The organism is Buttiauxella noackiae (genome assembly GCF_000737905.1).
GTDB lineage: Bacteria > Pseudomonadota > Gammaproteobacteria > Enterobacterales > Enterobacteriaceae > Buttiauxella > Buttiauxella noackiae.
The window spans coordinates 899,601-916,391 of the sequence record NZ_JPRU01000001.1 but is presented as its reverse complement, the minus strand read 5'-3'; the positions used below and the strand labels follow the sequence as shown (position 1 = coordinate 916,391).

16 protein-coding genes and 1 pseudogene are annotated in these 16,791 nt (G+C 50.8%); 9 read left to right on the top strand and 8 right to left on the bottom strand.

Features of this window, described 5'->3' with window-relative positions:
• Positions 1-2 precede the first annotated feature (2 nt).
• Complete coding sequence (locus tag IX31_RS04085) at positions 3-1,259, top strand: gallate dioxygenase (RefSeq protein WP_034455885.1); 1,257 nt, start codon at positions 3-5, stop codon at positions 1,257-1,259.
• Here the strand turns inward: IX31_RS04085 and IX31_RS04080 are convergent.
• Positions 1,235-2,503, bottom strand: a complete 1,269-nt coding sequence (locus IX31_RS04080) for a LysR family transcriptional regulator (protein ID WP_051880632.1) — start codon at positions 2,501-2,503, stop codon at positions 1,235-1,237. The genes IX31_RS04085 and IX31_RS04080 overlap by 25 nt on opposite strands.
• Positions 2,504-2,633: 130 nt before the next feature.
• Here IX31_RS04080 and galB point away from each other — a divergent pair, with 130 nt between their 5' ends.
• The 4 genes from galB to IX31_RS04060 are packed head-to-tail and all read left to right on the top strand — an operon-like array spanning position 2,634 to position 6,057.
• Positions 2,634-3,374: a 4-oxalmesaconate hydratase gene (galB, locus tag IX31_RS04075; RefSeq protein WP_034455884.1), complete on the top strand. Its 741-nt coding sequence runs from the start codon at positions 2,634-2,636 to the stop codon at positions 3,372-3,374.
• Positions 3,371-4,081, top strand: coding sequence for a 4-carboxy-4-hydroxy-2-oxoadipate aldolase/oxaloacetate decarboxylase (locus IX31_RS04070; RefSeq protein WP_034455883.1), 711 nt, complete (start codon positions 3,371-3,373; stop codon positions 4,079-4,081). Before galB ends, IX31_RS04070 begins: the two co-directional genes overlap by 4 nt.
• Position 4,082: 1 nt before the next feature.
• Positions 4,083-5,165 carry a 4-oxalomesaconate tautomerase gene (locus tag IX31_RS04065; protein WP_034455882.1) on the top strand — a complete coding sequence of 361 codons (1,083 nt, stop codon included), beginning with the start codon at positions 4,083-4,085 and terminating at the stop codon, positions 5,163-5,165.
• 13 nt (positions 5,166-5,178) lie between these two features.
• Positions 5,179-6,057, top strand: a complete 879-nt coding sequence (locus IX31_RS04060) for a DUF1932 domain-containing protein (RefSeq protein WP_034455881.1) — start codon at positions 5,179-5,181, stop codon at positions 6,055-6,057.
• Positions 6,058-6,068: 11 nt separating this feature from the next.
• Here the strand turns inward: IX31_RS04060 and IX31_RS22190 are convergent.
• The 3 genes and pseudogenes from IX31_RS22190 to pth form a co-directional block, all read right to left on the bottom strand.
• A pseudogene (locus IX31_RS22190) lies at positions 6,069-6,259 on the bottom strand (Arm DNA-binding domain-containing protein); the annotation flags it as partial.
• 196 nt (positions 6,260-6,455) lie between these two features.
• Positions 6,456-7,547, bottom strand: coding sequence for a redox-regulated ATPase YchF (gene ychF, locus IX31_RS04055; protein ID WP_034455880.1), 1,092 nt, complete (start codon positions 7,545-7,547; stop codon positions 6,456-6,458).
• A gap of 134 nt (positions 7,548-7,681) precedes the next feature.
• A complete protein-coding gene (gene pth / locus IX31_RS04050; RefSeq protein ID WP_034455879.1) occupies positions 7,682-8,269 on the bottom strand; it encodes an aminoacyl-tRNA hydrolase in 588 nt (195 codons plus the stop codon).
• A gap of 399 nt (positions 8,270-8,668) precedes the next feature.
• On the opposite strand from pth, the gene ychH reads away from it, so the two are divergent.
• Positions 8,669-8,947 carry a stress-induced protein YchH gene (gene ychH / locus IX31_RS04045; protein WP_034455878.1) on the top strand — a complete coding sequence of 93 codons (279 nt, stop codon included), beginning with the start codon at positions 8,669-8,671 and terminating at the stop codon, positions 8,945-8,947.
• 56 nt (positions 8,948-9,003) lie between these two features.
• Here the strand turns inward: ychH and dauA are convergent, their stop codons facing one another.
• From dauA to lolB, 4 genes are all read right to left on the bottom strand, one after another.
• A complete protein-coding gene (gene dauA / locus IX31_RS04040; RefSeq protein ID WP_034457141.1) occupies positions 9,004-10,677 on the bottom strand; it encodes a C4-dicarboxylic acid transporter DauA in 1,674 nt (557 codons plus the stop codon).
• Between the two features lie 131 nt (positions 10,678-10,808).
• The gene (gene prs, locus IX31_RS04035; protein WP_008454180.1) at positions 10,809-11,756 is read right to left on the bottom strand and encodes a ribose-phosphate diphosphokinase; all 948 of its coding nucleotides are present in this window, start codon (positions 11,754-11,756) and stop codon (positions 10,809-10,811) included.
• Between the two features lie 122 nt (positions 11,757-11,878).
• Positions 11,879-12,748 carry a 4-(cytidine 5'-diphospho)-2-C-methyl-D-erythritol kinase gene (gene ispE, locus IX31_RS04030; protein ID WP_034455877.1) on the bottom strand — a complete coding sequence of 290 codons (870 nt, stop codon included), beginning with the start codon at positions 12,746-12,748 and terminating at the stop codon, positions 11,879-11,881.
• A complete protein-coding gene (gene lolB, locus IX31_RS04025) occupies positions 12,748-13,371 on the bottom strand; it encodes a lipoprotein insertase outer membrane protein LolB (protein ID WP_034455876.1) in 624 nt (207 codons plus the stop codon). The genes ispE and lolB overlap by 1 nt, the downstream gene beginning before the upstream one ends.
• A gap of 204 nt (positions 13,372-13,575) precedes the next feature.
• Between lolB and hemA the strand changes: the two genes are divergently transcribed.
• The 3 genes from hemA to prmC are packed head-to-tail and all read left to right on the top strand — an operon-like array spanning position 13,576 to position 16,780.
• Complete coding sequence (gene hemA / locus IX31_RS04020; protein WP_034455875.1) at positions 13,576-14,832, top strand: glutamyl-tRNA reductase; 1,257 nt, start codon at positions 13,576-13,578, stop codon at positions 14,830-14,832.
• A 35-nt stretch (positions 14,833-14,867) separates the two neighbouring features.
• Entirely contained in the window at positions 14,868-15,950 is a 1,083-nt protein-coding gene (prfA, locus tag IX31_RS04015; RefSeq protein WP_034455874.1) for a peptide chain release factor 1, read from the top strand.
• Positions 15,950-16,780, top strand: a complete 831-nt coding sequence (gene prmC / locus IX31_RS04010; protein WP_034455873.1) for a peptide chain release factor N(5)-glutamine methyltransferase — start codon at positions 15,950-15,952, stop codon at positions 16,778-16,780. The genes prfA and prmC overlap by 1 nt, the downstream gene beginning before the upstream one ends.
• Positions 16,781-16,791 lie beyond the last annotated feature (11 nt).

Below are 16,791 nucleotides of genomic sequence, written 5' to 3'. Positions count from 1 at the left end.
ACATGGCAAAAATTATTGGCGGACTGGCTGTTTCACATACGCCAACCATCGGCTTCGCGGTCGACCACAACAAACAAAAAGAGCAGGCATGGGAGCCTATATTCTCAAGTTTTGAACCGATGCAGCGTTGGCTTGCTGAGAAAAAACCAGATGTGCTGCTGTATGTGTTTAACGACCATGTCACGTCGTTTTTCTTCGACCATTACTCAACTTTCGCGCTGGGAATCGACGACGAATATCAGGTTGCGGATGAAGGCGGCGGTCCTCGTGATTTACCGCCGGTAAAAGGCCATGCGGCACTCTCGCGCCATATTGGCACCAGCCTGATGAGCGATGAGTTTGATATGAGCTTCTTTATGAATAAGCCGCTCGATCATGGTCTTTTCTCACCATTGTCTGCGCTGTTACCTTCGCAGGGCGGTTGGCCGACGCAAGTGGTGCCGCTGCAAATAGGTGTGCTGCAATTTCCTGTCCCCAGCGCTCGCCGCTGTTACAAGCTTGGCCAGGCTTTGCGTAGAGCAATTGAAAGTTTCCCGGAAGATCTTACGGTGGCGCTGGTGGCAACAGGCGGCTTGTCGCATCAGGTACACGGCGAACGTTGCGGATTTAATAATCCTGACTGGGATGCCCAGTTTGTTGATGCGCTGGCAAACGACCCTGAAAGCCTGACGCAACTGACAGTGGCGGAATATGCGCAACTGGGTGGAATGGAAGGGGCGGAAGTGATTATGTGGCTGGTGATGCGTGGTGCATTGTCGGCAAACGTGACGGTAACGCACCAGTCTTATTATTTGCCGTCAATGACCGGTATCGCTACGCTGATTCTGGAAAACCATGCCCGAACCTTACCCGTCGATACTACCGCACGCCATCGTGCTCACATTGCTCAGGAACTGGTGGGATTAGAGCAACTGGAAGGCACATATCCCTTTACGCAACAACGCAGCCTGAACGCGCTGCGCCTGAACCGCTTTTTACACAAATTGGTTCAGCCGGAATGGCGTGCCCGTTTTCGCCAGCAGCCGGAACAACTCTACCAGCAAGAAGGGCTTACCGAACAGGAACAGCAGATGTTGCGAGACCGCGACTGGCGCAAACTGATTCAATATGGCGCAAGCTTCTTCCTGCTGGAAAAATTCGGTGCCGTAACGGGCGTTTCAAATCTGCACATTTATGCCGCGATGCGTGGTATGTCGCTGGATGATTTTCAGAAAACGCGCAATCAGCAGGTGATTTACTCCGTTGCCGGCAAAGAGTAACTCTCGGTTTCCTGCGGTGCAGGCCGGTATTTACTCACCACGTCACGGATTGCCTGCAACAACGCCTGAGCGGCAGGAGAATGCAGCGCCCCCTGGCGCCAGGTTAGCCCAATGGCACGGTGTGTATCCGGCAGTTCGACCGGCAATTTTACCAGTACGCCAGCTGCCAGCTCATACTCAAGCTGGTGGCTGGAAATTGCCGTTATCATCTCAGAATTCAGCAACAAACTGCGTGTAATCGCCAAATCACCTGTTTCCACCAGTGGCTGCGGTTCAGCAATTCCCAACTGTCCAAATGCCTGGCTTAACAGTTTGCGAGCAGGCGTAGCTGCGCGTGGCAAAATCCATTGTGCAGCAGCCAGTTGTTCGACGCTGACCGTACCCCGAGATAACGGATGATCGCGGCGGGCAAGAATAACCATCTCTTCGGTAAACAATGCTTCGTTGGTGATGTCCGCGACACCTTCGCGCAGCGCCCCAAAAATAAAATCGACATTGCCTGCACGTAATTCCGAAATCAGCGCGGTGAATGCGCTTTCGTTGGTTATCACGTTCACGCCCGGATAGCTCGCCAGCAGGCTGAGAATAGCTTCTGGTAGCAAGCGCGTGCGGCCTAGCGGTAGCGCTCCAATAGAGACCGTACCGCGTAAAATCCCCTGGCTGGCCGCAATATCCGCTGGAATATGACGTAATTCATTCAATGTTCGGCTGATGTTACTGGCAATTTCCTGGCCTGCGCGGGTTGGCATCATTCCTTTTGGGGTGCGCTGGAACAGCGCTAAACCCGCGCCTTTTTCCAGCATTTTCAATGCAGCACTGACGGCAGGTTGGCTGACATGAAACATATTCGCCACTGTCTGGGTGTGATGCACCTGAAAAAGCGCCATAAAGACTTCCAGACGACGGGTGTTATAAAGCCAGATTGGTTCGGCAAATTCACGTCCGGCGATCTCTTTCCCCCTGACACTGGCGATAATTTTCGGAATAGCGCACAGCTCATCAATAGCGTGACGTGCGCGCGGCAAAATACATTTTCCAAATTCGGTTAATAACATTCCGCTGGCGTGCCGCTCAAATAATTTTAACGACAAACTGTGTTCTAAATCACGAATTGAACGGGTGATTGCGGATTGTGTGCGAAATAAATTATCCGCCGCGCGGGAAACGGTGCCATGGGCCGCAACCTGGCAAAAAGCTCTGATTTGCATGATGTTAATCATTTCACAGGAGGGTGTTTTTTTCATGCTTTCGCCATTTATCCAGAGCTGATGAATAAACAACATAAATAAAAATCATACCTCAGGCAATTAAACTGATTACACACCCTGAATAACGCATGACAGTATTTATTCATACACACAAAAGGAACCCAACATGACAAATAATACAGCAGCAAAAACGGGGTTAGTGGTCAGCGCACATTCAGCAGACTTCGTCTGGCGAGCAGGCGGTGCCATCGCATTACACACGTCGCGCGGTTACAACATGCATGTTGTGTGTCTCTCTTTTGGCGAACGTGGTGAATCGGCAAAGCTATGGCGTAAAGGCGAGATGACGGAAGAAAACGTCAAAGCCATACGTAAAGAAGAAGCGATGGCAGCAGCGGAAGTGTTGGGGGCCAGCATAGAGTTTTTCGATATGGGCGATTACCCACTGCGCGCGGACAAAGACTCGTTATTCCGCCTGGCAGATGTCTACCGCCGTGTTCAGCCACACTTTGTTCTAAGCCATTCACTGCACGATCCTTATAACTACGACCACCCGCTGGCAGCACATCTGGCGCAGGAAGCCCGCATTATCGCCCAGGCTGAAGGGTATCGCCCTGGTGAGCCGATTATTGGCGCGCCGCCAGTTTACTGTTTTGAACCTCACCAACCCGAGCAGTGCAACTGGAAGCCTGATGTGCTGCTGGACATTACCTCTGTGTGGGAAAAAAAGTATCAGGCTATTCAATGCATGGCGGGCCAGGAGCACCTTTGGGAATACTACACGCGTGTCGCTTTACAGCGCGGAGTCCAGGCAAAACGTAACATCGGTATTACTGCGGTGAAAACGCTCACTCATGCGGAAGGGTTCCAGAGCATCTTCCCGCGGGTGACGGAGGATTTGTCATGAACCTGATTAATAAAAGTGGTCTTGTAGTACGTAACATTCCACGCAGTGATGTATCCCAGTTCGAGTTATGGCGCCGGTTGGGTGTCGCGACAGTGCATGAAGCGCAAAGTCGCAAAGGGCTATTGGACAGCGCCATTCGCCCTGTTCAACAGGGTAGAGCCATCGCGGGAAATGCGGTCACTGTGCTGGTAACACCTGGTGATAACTGGATGTTCCATGTGGCGGTCGAGCAATGCCGTCCTGGTGACGTGCTGGTGGTTGCTCCTACTTCACCTTGCCGTGATGGTTTTTTTGGTGACTTGCTGGCCACGTCGCTTAAAGCTCGCGGAGTGGTAGGACTGATTGGTGATATCGGGATCCGAGATAGTCATGTATTACGTGAGATGGATTTCCGCGTTTGGTCTCGTGCTGTCTGTGCCCAGGGAACGGTGAAAGAAACGCTCGGTTCGGTGAATGTCCCTATTCTTTGCGCAGGACAGGTAATTTATCCGGGGGATGTTGTCGTCGCAGATGATGATGGTGTGGTGGTAGTGCCGTTTGATGATGCAATGCCTGTACTTGAGAATGCCCTGAAACGTGAATCCCTGGAGGAGGGGAAACGCCAGCGACTGGCCGACGGTGAGTTAGGGTTAGATATTTATAATATGCGCCAGCGGCTGGCAGAAAAGGGTCTTCGCTATATCGACACTGTTGATGAGTTGAACTGAAATGAAACAACGCAAAATCCCTTGTCTGTACATGCGCGGAGGTACGTCGAAAGCCGCCTGTTTTCTGGCTGCTGATTTACCAGCCGACGCCGCTGTACGTGATAGCGTGTTACTGGCTGTTATGGGGTCACCGGACCCCCGGCAAATTGATGGCCTTGGTGGTGCCGATCCTCTGACCAGCAAAGTAGCAATCATTCAGCCATCTTCACGCGAAGGCGTGGATGTTGATTATCTATTTGCTCAAGTGAATGTGAATACCGCAGCTGTGGATTATGGGCAGAACTGCGGCAACATCCTCGCAGCGGTAGGGCCATTTGCCATTGAACGCGGGCTTGTCGCGCCACAGGATGGGCACACACAAGTCAGTATCTACATGGAAAACACCGGGCAAATCGCCCGCGCAATTATCCCGACAACAGCCGAAGGCGTGGAATATGAGGGGGAATTACGCATAGATGGTGTTCCAGGTAGTGCTGCGGAAATTGTTCTGGAGTTCCAGGATATTGCGGGTTCAAGCTGCGGTGCGTTATTGCCCACTGGAAATCCCCAGGACTACGTCGATGGAATTTCAGTTACCTGTATTGATAACGGCATGCCCGTGATACTGCTGCGGGCTAAAGATCTGCTACGTAGCGGTTATGAAAGTCGTGAAGTGCTGGATAACGATTCAGAGCTGAAACAGAAGCTTGAGTCCATTCGCTTGCAGATGGGGCCGAAAATGCATCTTGGTGATGTCACGCACCGTACCGTTCCGAAAATGACATTACTGGCAGAGCCGCGCAACGGTGGGGCTATCTCCAGCCGTACATTTATTCCACATCGTTGCCACGCATCCGTCGGTGTATTGGGTGCGGTAAGTATTGCAACTGCCTGTCTTATTTCCAACACCGTAGCTGAGGGAGTGGCGCGAATCAGCGATACCCCATCACAGCGCGTCAGTGTTGAACATCCCACTGGAGAATTCAGCGTGTTGTTGCAGCTTGAAGGGCAACATATTGCGGGTTGCGGTCTGCTGCGTACTGCCCGGCTGATTTTTGAAGGGCAAGTCGCTATCTCAGGCACAATCTGGCCTCAGGGCATGTAATAAGGAAAACAGTATGGCGAACATCACAGTTATTGGTTTCGGTGAAGCAGGAACGATTTTCGCCAGCGAACTGGTGAAAAACCACCATGTGACAGTATGGGACACTAAATTCATTGGTGATGCAGGCGAAGCAATGCGCAATAAAGCCCGTATCTGTGGTGTACACGCAGCGGGTTCCCTGGCCGAAGCACTGGAAAATGCTGAGTGGATTTTCTCCCTGGTGACGGCGGGAAATTCGCTCAATCTGGTGCTTGAATGCCAGCCATTACTACGCGAGGGGCAATCTTTTCTGGATTGTAATTCTGTTGCGCCGGGCACAAAGCGGCAGGCTGCCGAATGTTGTCTTGGGCGAGCAAACTATGTCGATGTGGCAGTAATGGCACCTGTTCCACTGAAACGTGCCGCGACACCCCTGCTAATTGGCGGTGAAACTGCGCTACAAACCGTACAGTTTTTACAACAATCAGGGCTCAATGCAAGCTTTGGCAGCAATCAAGTGGGTGATGTATCAGCGATTAAAATGTGCCGCAGTGTGATGATAAAAGGGCTGGAGGCATTAACCACTGAATGCCTCCTTGCAGCTCGACATTACGGCGTCGAAGACGAGGTACTGGCCTCGCTGCATGCCAGCTTTCCTTCGCTGGGCTGGGACGGAGATTTCCCACACTACATGATAAGCCGGGTGGCAGAACATGGTGTTCGCCGAGCAGAGGAAATGCGAGAAGTGATGAAAATGATAGAAGACGCGGGTCTTCCTGCCAGTATGTGCATTGGCACAATCGCCACGCAGCAGAGGTTACCAGAAAGAATGACACAACGCGGGGTCGTATGGGAAACCCTTCAACCTTTTGACTGGAAACAAACCGCAGATGATTTGTTCCTGCGTCGTTAATCAGGGAGGGGGCGAGCTTCGGCAAGTTTGAGTATCGAGTACTCGCCCAAGGCAAACATGCTGGATTTACCGTTGAGTTTAGACCGAGAGCCCATGCCTTTTTGCCATTGGGTTTCACTTCTGGATAGAGACCGTTGAAATCATTGAGCCTATAGAGTTTTTCTTTCGGCTTGGCAGTGCGGCATTGCGTATCGGTGAGCATAACTATACCGTTATTGTTCTCACTTAAAATGAAGATGGAAGAATGGTGTACTTATCCATGTACTCATTGTTGACTGCTTTGTTAAGAGATGAGTTGCGCCTTAATAAAATAAAAAATCCACGCAATAGCGTGGATTTTATGGTGTTTGTTAGTTCTCACGAAATTCTAAGAAATCTCGTGAGACAACAAAACTATTTTAGACGTTGAACAGGAAGTTCATTACATCGCCATCTTTAACGATGTAGTCTTTGCCTTCTGCACGCATCTTGCCTGCTTCTTTCGCACCTTGTTCACCTTTGTAGGTGATGAAGTCTTCAAACGCGATAGTCTGGGCACGGATGAAGCCTTTCTCAAAGTCAGTGTGGATTTTACCTGCAGCTTGTGGCGCAGTTGCACCAACAGGGATAGTCCACGCACGCACTTCCTTCACACCAGCAGTGAAATAAGTTTGCAAGTTCAGCAGCTCGTAACCTGCGCGAATAACGCGGTTCAGACCTGGTTCTTCCAGACCCATTTCTGCCATAAACTCTTCACGGTCAGCATCGTCGAGCTCAGCAATATCAGACTCAACTGCTGCACATACAGCAACAACCACTGAACCTTCGGCGGCGGCAATTTCACGCACTTTGTCGAGGTATGGGTTGTTTTCGTAACCGTCTTCGTTGACGTTTGCGATGTACATAGTTGGTTTCAGCGTCAGGAAGCTCAGGTATTTAATAGCTGCTTTGTCCTCGTCGGTCAGAGGAAGCGCACGCAACATACCGGCGTTCTCGAGCTGTGGCAGACATTTCTCCAGCGCAGCCAGTTCAGCTTTTGCGTCTTTATCGCCGCCTTTAGCTTTCTTTTGCACACGATGGATTGCACGTTCGCAGGTATCGAGGTCAGACAGTGCCAGTTCGGTATTGATAACTTCGATATCGTCAGCAGGGTCAACTTTGTTATTTACGTGAATGATGTTGTCGTTTTCAAAACAACGCACCACGTGGCCAATGGCTTCGGTTTCACGAATGTTGGTCAGGAACTGGTTACCCAGACCTTCACCTTTCGATGCGCCTTTTACCAGACCGGCGATATCGACGAATTCCATAGTAGTAGGCAAGATGCGCTGTGGTTTAGCAATTTCGGCCAGTTTATCCAGACGTGGGTCCGGCATTGGTACCACACCAGTGTTCGGCTCAATAGTACAGAACGGGAAGTTTGCTGCTTCGATTCCCGCTTTAGTGAGCGCGTTGAACAGGGTTGATTTACCAACGTTCGGCAAGCCGACGATACCGCATTTGAATCCCATGGTTTATTTTACCTTAATTACTTGATATTCAATGAGTTGATGTCGTCTCATTGATAAAATGATCATAACTTCCCACATTATACACGCAAACGGCATATAACGGGCGCAGAAATCCTCGTTGCCCGCAGTTCAGGCTAGGGTTGTGCCTTAAAGGTATGCAGTCGGTTAGTGGCTTTAGTTAAACCTTCCTTTAACCAAACTTCCGTACAACGTGCCGCTTCATCTACTGCATCGTCAATCAGCTTCTGTTCGCTGAGTGGTGGTTTGCCTAATACAAATCCGACAACTTTGTTTTTATCACCCGGATGGCCAATTCCGATACGTAAGCGGTGAAAGTTTGGGTTATTACCTAATTTGCTAATGATGTCTTTCAGACCATTGTGACCGCCGTGGCCGCCACCAAGCTTAAATTTTGCAACGCCTGGCGGGAGATCCAACTCATCATGTGCGACCAGGATTTCATCGGGAGCAATTCGGAAAAATGTGGCCATTGCACCAACAGCTTTGCCGCTAAGGTTCATAAACGTGGTTGGGACTAACAGGCGAACATCCTCTCCGGCAAGGTTTATGCGCGCTGTGTAACCGAAGAATTTACTCTCTTCTTTAAGCGACTGGTTGTGGCGCTGAGCGAGCAAATCCACATACCAGGCACCAGCGTTATGGCGGGTCGCCGCATATTCCGCACCTGGGTTTGCCAGGCCAACTATTAATTTAATACTCACGTTTAATTTCCTGAAAACAGACCAGAGCCGCGTAGTTTACTGTGCTCAAGGCGCGATGACAAAGAGCGAATGTGTCATCTATACCCGTCATACTTCAAGTTGCTGATGCGTTGGCTGCTCACCTTCGCCCCAGTCACATAGTTATCTGTGCTCCAGGGACTCACGCGCTTGCCGCCTTACCACTACTCGAATTATTTGGGGTATGTTTATTTATTGAATAGTTCATAGAGTGAACCATTAGAATTTGATGCTATTCAGCGAGTTATTTGTAAACTTTTGTAGTTTTTTCATTCGTTATTGTGACCGCTAACGCACATCATCCGAAGCGGTGTTGTCTATACTTTACACACAAGGAGTGGGGATTTCCCCCGCCGACCCGCGAACACCCGGAGGTGACATATGAAACGCAAAAACGCTTCATTACTCGGCAATATTTTCATGGGGTTGGGGCTTGTCGTTATGGTGGGTGGTGTTGGTTATTCCATTTTAAACCAACTCCCTCAATTCAACTTCCCGCAATACTTTGCCCACGGTGCGGTTTTAAGCATCTTTGTTGGTGCGGTTCTTTGGCTGGCGGGTGCTCGTGTAGGCGGACATGAACAAGTTGGTGACCGTTATTGGTGGGTTCGCCACTTTGATAAACGTTGCCGCCGTGACGATAATCATCGCCACAGCTAAAAAATCTGGAAGTGAAAACGGTTCTGCTTAAGAACCGTTTTTTTTGGCAAAAAAGTTTACTCAGCCAAAGCCGCATGAATATCCGGGAAGAAAGCAAGTCGACCTGGAATCGGCTGAACACCAGCTCGTGCCAGTGTTTTAAGAGGCTGAAACTCCAGATTCGTCACCCGCAATTCGCAACCATCCGGCAGTTTTTCTACAAAGCGTTGAAACGCATCGAGGCCGCCTGCATCAAGCACCGGGACGGCATCCCATTGCAGAATGATCAGCTGGTTGTTTTCAACTCGTTGGGCAAGGTCATTGAATAATCCTTCGGCTGCGGCAAAAAACAGTGGGCCTGTTACACGCAGTGCTAACACGCCCTCCGGTGTATGGATATTCACAGGGGCGAGTCGCGTCATACGCGCAACACGGCGCATGAACAGCAGTGATGCCAGTACAATCCCAACACTAATGGCAATGACCATATCGAACAGCACTGTCAACGACATACAGATAAGCATTACCACGATGTCATCTTTTGGTGCCCGTCTAAGCAGGCTCAGCACCTTATGCGCTTCACTCATATTCCATGCAACCATCAGCAGAAGAGCTGCCATGGCGGAGAGTGGTAGCCATGATAGTAATGGGGCAAGCACCAGCAATGCCATAATCACCAACAGCGCGTGAATAACCGCGGCAACAGGTGATGTTGCACCTGCGCGCACGTTTGCAGCCGAGCGAGCAATGGCTGCAGTAGCCGTAATCCCACCAAAAAATGGCGCAATGATATTGCCCAGTCCCTGGCCAATCAGTTCACTGTTGGCGTTATGTTTAGTGCCGGTCATGCCATCTAACACTACGGCACACAACAGCGATTCAATCGCGCCGAGCATCGCCATGGAAAATGCAGCAGGGAGAAGGGCACTAAGTGAATCCCAACTGAGCGTAAAGTTCGAGTCAGGGATGTTCCAGGGCAGCATCAATTGCGGCAGTAATTGCGGTATGCCGTTGCCTTGTGTGCCATCAGCCAGGACATAGTGGAAACGAGAGCCGATGGTTGCCACATCGAAACCTGCGGCATGGACAACAGCCATTACCGCACAGCCTGCCAAAAGTGCGGGTAAATGGCCCGGCAAACGGATACCCAGACGCGGCCAAAGAATCAATACTGCGAGCGTTACTACACCAATTGCAGCATCACCGAGATTAAGAGTGGGCATCGCCATGGCTAACGCCGCCACTTTATTGAGGTAATGTTCCGGTACGTGTTCCAGCGTCAGACCAAAGAAATCCTTTACCTGCATAGTGGCGATGGTGATCCCAATTCCGGAAGTAAAACCGAGCGTCACAGAAAGTGGGATGTATTCAATGAGACGGCCAAATCTCGCCAGCCCAAATAAAATCAGAAACACGCCAGACATCAGCGTGGCAATCAGCAAACCGGCAAGGCCAAACTGCTGAGCGACCGGATAGAGGATGACAACGAAAGCCGCTGTCGGCCCCGAAACACTGAATCGTGAGCCACCGCTTAACGCGATAACAATCCCGGCAATAGCCGAGGTATATAGACCATACTGTGGGGCAACACCGCTGCCGATAGCCAGAGCCATCGCGAGTGGAATGGCAATAATCCCAACGGTAATGCCGGCAATAATATCGCGACTAAAACGGGAGACTGTGTATTTCTCGCGCCAACAAGCGTCTACCAGAGCGCGGAAAGGTAATACAGAAGAAGATACGTTTTTCACTTTGATTCCATCCGTGAGCGCATCATCTGTCATTTCTGGGGGGCATGGCAGGTGAAGGAGGCATTTTCTAAACAAATAGGTGCTGTAAAAAGAAAAAACCCGCCGCAGCGGGTTTTTTAATGCGAGTTCGATTAGTGCTCGAACATCGCAGAGATTGATTCTTCATTGCTGATACGGCGAATTGCTTCAGCCAACATACCGGACAGAGTCAGGGTGCGGACGTTTGGCAGCGCTTTGATTTCGTCAGACAGTGGGATGGTGTCACATACGATAACTTCGTCGATAACGGAGTTACGCAGGTTGTGGACCGCATTGCCGGAGAAAATCGGGTGAGTTGCGTATGCAAACACACGTTTAGCACCACGTTCTTTCAGCGCTTCAGCTGCTTTGCACAGAGTGCCGCCGGTATCGATCATATCGTCTACCAGAACGCAATCACGGCCAGATACATCACCGATGATATGCATAACCTGAGAAACGTTAGCGCGAGGACGACGTTTGTCGATGATAGCCATGTCGGTATCGTTGAGCAGTTTTGCGATAGCACGAGCACGCACAACGCCACCGATATCTGGAGAAACCACGATTGGGTTTTCCAGGCCGATTTGCAGCATATCTTCAAGCAGGATTGGGCTACCGAAAACGTTATCTACAGGTACATCGAAGAATCCCTGAATCTGTTCTGCGTGCAAGTCCACGGTAAGAACACGGTCAACCCCAACACTTGAGAGGAAGTCAGCAACCACTTTCGCGGTGATTGGCACACGGGCAGAACGCACACGGCGATCCTGACGAGCATAACCAAAGTAAGGGATAACAGCAGTGATACGACCTGCAGAAGCACGGCGCAGGGCGTCTACCATAACAACCAATTCCATCAGGTTGTCATTCGTTGGTGCACAGGTGGACTGGATGATGAAAATATCACCACCGCGTACATTTTCGTTGATTTGTACGCTTACTTCTCCGTCGCTAAAACGACCGACGGCGGCGTCACCAAGGGAGGTGTACAGGCGGTTGGCAATACGTTGTGCTAGTTCCGGGGTGGCGTTACCAGCAAAAAGCTTCATATCAGGCACGAGAAAAACCTCAGGCATGCGTCCAGTGGCGGATGGTGTTACCGCAGCTTATGCGGGCGGGGTAACGCCATCCAGGCGGTGTATAAAGAGCTTGATGCAACGTCTGAAACAAGGTGACGTTGTCACCAATACTCAGCTTGCCCGGATATGGCCTGATGCAGCGGGGAGACATTAACGCCTCGCGCAACAAACCCATGCAGCCATTCCGGGGCTTGCTTAAGCACCTGGCGGGCAGCGTCCTCGGTGTCAAATTCAGAAAACACACAAGCGCCGGTGCCGGTCAGGCGCGACGGCGCGTATTCTAACAGCCAGGAAAGCAGCTCATCAACCTTACGAAAACGTTTTCTTGCGATAACCTCACAATCATTACCAAATTCACAATTTAATAACGTGTCAATTGATCTGATCGGGGTGTTTCGTGGTAGCTCTGGATCTTTAAAAATGACCGGTGTGGGAATACTGACTCCGGGATGTGCAACAAGGTACCATTTTTCCGCTGGTGAAACGGGCGTAAGCTTCTCACCAACACCCTCTGCGAAAGCGGCAAAGCCACGGACAAATACCGGCACGTCAGCGCCAAGAGTTACCCCCAGGGCAGCCAGCTGATCTTCAGTCAGGCCGGTGTTCCAGATATGGTTAAGCGCCACCAGAACTGTTGCCGCATTTGACGAACCACCACCCAAACCGCCACCCATTGGTAGCTGTTTTTCAACGCTGATATCGGCTCCAGCACCTTGCGGTAATGAACCCATCAGCAATGCTCTGTCTTGCAATAATCGGGCGGCCCGGACAATCAAATTTTCTTCATCTGGCACGCCTTCAATCGGTGTCGCAAGACGAATTTGACCATCGTTTCTCGGCTCAATGGTGATTGTGTCGCCATAATCGAGGAACTGAAATAAAGTTTGTAAATTATGATAGCCGTCCTCACGACGACCCGTGATATACAAAAAAAGATTCAGTTTTGCCGGTGATGGCCAACGCTTTCTCATTATTTAACCGTCCAGCTGTCCATTTTGAGTTTGATGCGTTGATCCCCTTCGCGCAGTTCCATATTTGACGGCAGGGCAGGTTTCACTGAGTCGTCATAATCACTGTAAACCACTTTCCAGGTTTTACCGTCTTGCGTGTAGTTGATTTCGCTCAGACGATACTGCGAGTCGATTTTATAGTCGGTCGCCTCGCCTGGCAGGCCGAGGATCCATTGGCGCAGGCTGTTTAGCGGGATTGGCATACCGGTCAATTTACCAATCATCTCTTCGGCGTTATCAGCAACGTATTTTTTACCATTACGGTCAGTCAGTTGCACCACGCCAGGTTGTGCATTCAATTCAAGCTCAGTACTGCCCAATGGGTTAGTCAGCAGCAAGCGATAGCGTTCTGGCGTAGTTTGTTGCCAGTTAAAACGCGCATATACTTTTTGCCTATCGGAAAGATAAGCAAAAGCACCACGCGTCTGATATTGGGTGATTTTTTGTACTTGTTGCTGGTGTTGTAACCATTGCGGAGAGTCAGGACTTTTTGCCGGACCGCTTGGTTGATGAACAGAACAAGCAGCCAAAACAAGGCTTGCCAGTGGCGCAAGGCGTAGCAGACGGGCTTTCGTCATAAACATAGTGGCAGCGGATCCTTCTCATTAATTTTAGTTGTTAACTGTTTATGCTAGCGGTGGCAAGCGAGGTCGTCTACGTTCAAGTTGTCTTAAATCATTAATTGCGGTGATACCCCCAAGGGGTGGCTCCCTTTTATTGACTGCGCGCATCCTGTATGATGCGCCGAGTTAATCCTTATCAACATCGGTATTACTCACAGCCGCTCAATGACCCTTTTAGCTCTTGGCATCAACCACAAAACAGCTCCAGTGTCGTTGCGAGAACGTGTTACGTTTTCGCCGGATACACTCGACCAGGCGTTGAACAGCCTGCTTAACCAGCCAATGGTACAGGGTGGGGTGGTGCTGTCGACGTGTAACCGTACCGAGCTATATCTGAGTGTTGAAGAACAGGAAAACCTCCACGAACAACTGGTGCGTTGGCTTTGTAACTACCACAACCTTGACGAAGAGGAAGTGCGTAAAAGCCTTTACTGGCATCACGATAATGAAGCGGTAACGCATTTAATGCGCGTTGCCAGCGGTCTTGACTCCCTGGTGCTCGGCGAGCCGCAAATCTTAGGGCAGGTCAAAAAAGCCTTCGCAGACTCCCAGAAAGGACATTCGCTTTCCAACGAACTGGAGCGCATGTTCCAGAAATCCTTCTCGGTTGCCAAGCGCGTACGAACCGAAACTGAGATCGGTGCGAGTGCTGTGTCCGTAGCCTTCGCGGCCTGTACCCTGGCACGCCAAATCTTTGAATCCTTATCGACCGTTACTGTTCTACTGGTCGGTGCGGGTGAAACAATTGAACTGGCCGCACGGCACTTGCGCGAACACAATGTTCATAAGATGATCATCGCAAACCGCACGCGTGAGCGCGCTCAGGTGCTGGCAGACGAAGTTGGTGCAGAGGTTATTAGTCTGAGTGACATCGATTCCCGGTTACAGGAGGCTGATATTATTATCAGTTCCACCGCCAGCCCGTTGCCTATTATTGGCAAAGGGATGGTAGAACGAGCCTTGAAAGCTCGCCGTAACCAGCCGCTTTTATTAGTTGATATTGCCGTACCACGCGACGTAGAGCCTGAAGTCGGCAAACTCCCGAACGCCTATCTCTACAGCGTTGATGACTTGCAAGCGATCATCCAAAGCAATCTTGCACAGCGCAAAGCTGCCGCAGTTGAAGCTGAAACTATCGTTGAGCAGGAATGCAGTGAATTTATGGCCTGGTTGCGCGCTCAAAGCGCCACAGAGACCATCCGCGAATATCGCAGTCAGGCTGAACAAGTTCGTGATGACCTGGCTGCCAGGGCTATCGCTGCTCTTCAACAGGGTGCCGATGCCGAAACCGTTCTCCAGGATCTGGCGTGGAAATTAACTAATCGCCTGATCCATGCACCAACCAAATCGCTTACGCAGGCTGCCCGTGACGGGGATGAAGAACGCCTGCAGATTCTGCGCAACAGCCTCGGGCTGGATTAGCAAATAAACTCTTATTACAAGGTGAAACACCGCCCATGAAGTCTTCTATCGTTGCCAAACTAGAAGCCCTGCAAGAGCGCCATGAAGAAGTTCAGGCGCTTCTTGGAGATGCATCCACCATAGCCGACCAGGACCGTTTTCGCGCCTTGTCCCGCGAATACGCCCAGTTAAGCGACGTTTCCCGTTGCTTCCTGCAATGGCGCCAGATTCAGGAAGATATTGAAACCGCACAAAGCATGCTCGACGACCCAGAAATGCGCGAAATGGCGCATGAAGAGTTAAATCAGGCCAAAAGCGACAGCGAAGAATTAGAACAACAACTGCAAGTGTTGTTGTTGCCAAAAGACCCGGATGACGAGCGTAACGCATTTGTTGAAGTGCGCGCAGGTACGGGTGGTGATGAAGCGGCAATCTTTGCTGGTGACTTGTTCCGCATGTACAGCCGTTACGCGGAGTCGCGTCGCTGGAAAGTTGAAATTCTTAGTGCCAACGAAGGTGAGCACGGCGGCTTCAAAGAAGTGATCGCCAAAATCAGCGGTGACGGTGTGTATGGTCGCCTGAAATTTGAGTCCGGTGGACATCGCGTACAACGTGTTCCTGCGACAGAATCCCAGGGGCGTATTCATACTTCAGCGTGTACCGTTGCAGTAATGCCAGAGATTCCTGAAGCGGAACTACCCGATATCAACCCTGGTGATTTACGTATCGACACCTTCCGATCCTCGGGTGCGGGCGGCCAGCACGTTAACACCACCGATTCTGCAATCCGTATCACCCACTTGCCAACAGGCATCGTGGTGGAATGTCAGGACGAACGTTCACAGCATAAAAACAAAGCCAAAGCGCTTTCTGTGTTGGGTTCACGTATCCGTGCGGCTGAAATGGCTAAACGTCAGCAGGAAGAGGCGTCAACGCGTCGTAACCTGCTTGGCAGTGGCGATCGTTCAGACCGTAACCGTACTTATAACTTCCCGCAAGGTCGCGTAACCGACCACCGTATCAACGTGACGTTATATCGTCTTGACGAAGTGATGGAAGGCAAGCTCGACGGACTTATTGAACCTATCGTGCAGGAGTTCCAGGCAGACCAACTAGCGGCGCTGTCTGAGCAGGACTAATGGATTTTCAACACTGGTTAAAACAGGCAATTGCCCAGCTTGAGGATAGTGAAAGCCCGCGTCGTGACGCGGAAATCCTGCTGGGTTTTGTCTGCGGGAAAGCGCGAACCTTCATTCTGGCATTCGGTGAAACCGAATTGACTGTAGAGCAACAGCAACAGCTGGATGTTTTGCTGGCGCGCCGTGTGAAGGGGGAGCCCATCGCGCATTTGGTGGGTGAGCGTGAGTTTTGGTCGCTGCCGCTGCGTGTTTCTCCTGTGACGCTCATCCCACGCCCGGATACGGAATGCCTTGTCGAACAAGCCCTCGCCAGAATGCCCGCAGCCTCATGTTCCGTGCTGGATTTAGGCACGGGTACAGGAGCAATTGCTCTGGCGATTGCCAGTGAGCGCCCGGATTGTGATGTGACAGCACTTGATCTGGTCCCTGAGGCAGTAGAACTTGCACGCGATAATGCGAGCCGCCTCGGAATAACCAATGTTAAGGTCTTGCAAAGCAATTGGTTTAGTGCGCTCAATACCCAACGTTTCTCCGTGATAGTCAGCAACCCGCCTTATATCGACGAGGAAGACCCGCATCTTTCACAGGGTGATGTTCGTTTTGAACCGCGTAGCGCTCTGGTGGCAGATAATCACGGCTTAGCAGATTTACGCGTTCTTGTGGAATCAGCTCGCAATTTCCTTGAGCCTGGTGGTTGGTTATTGCTCGAACACGGTTGGCTTCAGGCTGCGCAAGTCCGCGAATTATTTACAGAAGCAGGATATACCGAGATACAAAGCTGTCAGGATTACGGTGGTAATGACCGTCTGACAGTAGGACGCTATTTCTAAATAAGGAACTG

What these genes read in the sequence shown, in the direction of transcription:
- IX31_RS04070 (WP_034455883.1), top strand. Translation starts at nt 3,371, where the DNA reads ATGAACCTGATTAATAAAAGTGGTCTTGTAGTACGTAACATTCCACGC.
- prmC (WP_034455873.1), top strand. Translation starts at nt 15,950, where the DNA reads ATGGATTTTCAACACTGGTTAAAACAGGCAATTGCCCAGCTTGAGGAT.
- prfA (WP_034455874.1), top strand. Translation starts at nt 14,868, where the DNA reads ATGAAGTCTTCTATCGTTGCCAAACTAGAAGCCCTGCAAGAGCGCCAT.
- lolB (WP_034455876.1), bottom strand. Translation starts at nt 13,371, where the DNA reads ATGTTTATGACGAAAGCCCGTCTGCTACGCCTTGCGCCACTGGCAAGC.
- IX31_RS04080 (WP_051880632.1), bottom strand. Translation starts at nt 2,503, where the DNA reads ATGAAAAAAACACCCTCCTGTGAAATGATTAACATCATGCAAATCAGA.
- IX31_RS04085 (WP_034455885.1), top strand. Translation starts at nt 3, where the DNA reads ATGGCAAAAATTATTGGCGGACTGGCTGTTTCACATACGCCAACCATC.
- ispE (WP_034455877.1), bottom strand. Translation starts at nt 12,748, where the DNA reads ATGAGAAAGCGTTGGCCATCACCGGCAAAACTGAATCTTTTTTTGTAT.
- galB (WP_034455884.1), top strand. Translation starts at nt 2,634, where the DNA reads ATGACAAATAATACAGCAGCAAAAACGGGGTTAGTGGTCAGCGCACAT.
- hemA (WP_034455875.1), top strand. Translation starts at nt 13,576, where the DNA reads ATGACCCTTTTAGCTCTTGGCATCAACCACAAAACAGCTCCAGTGTCG.
- IX31_RS04060 (WP_034455881.1), top strand. Translation starts at nt 5,179, where the DNA reads ATGGCGAACATCACAGTTATTGGTTTCGGTGAAGCAGGAACGATTTTC.
- ychF (WP_034455880.1), bottom strand. Translation starts at nt 7,547, where the DNA reads ATGGGATTCAAATGCGGTATCGTCGGCTTGCCGAACGTTGGTAAATCA.
- IX31_RS04065 (WP_034455882.1), top strand. Translation starts at nt 4,083, where the DNA reads ATGAAACAACGCAAAATCCCTTGTCTGTACATGCGCGGAGGTACGTCG.
- ychH (WP_034455878.1), top strand. Translation starts at nt 8,669, where the DNA reads ATGAAACGCAAAAACGCTTCATTACTCGGCAATATTTTCATGGGGTTG.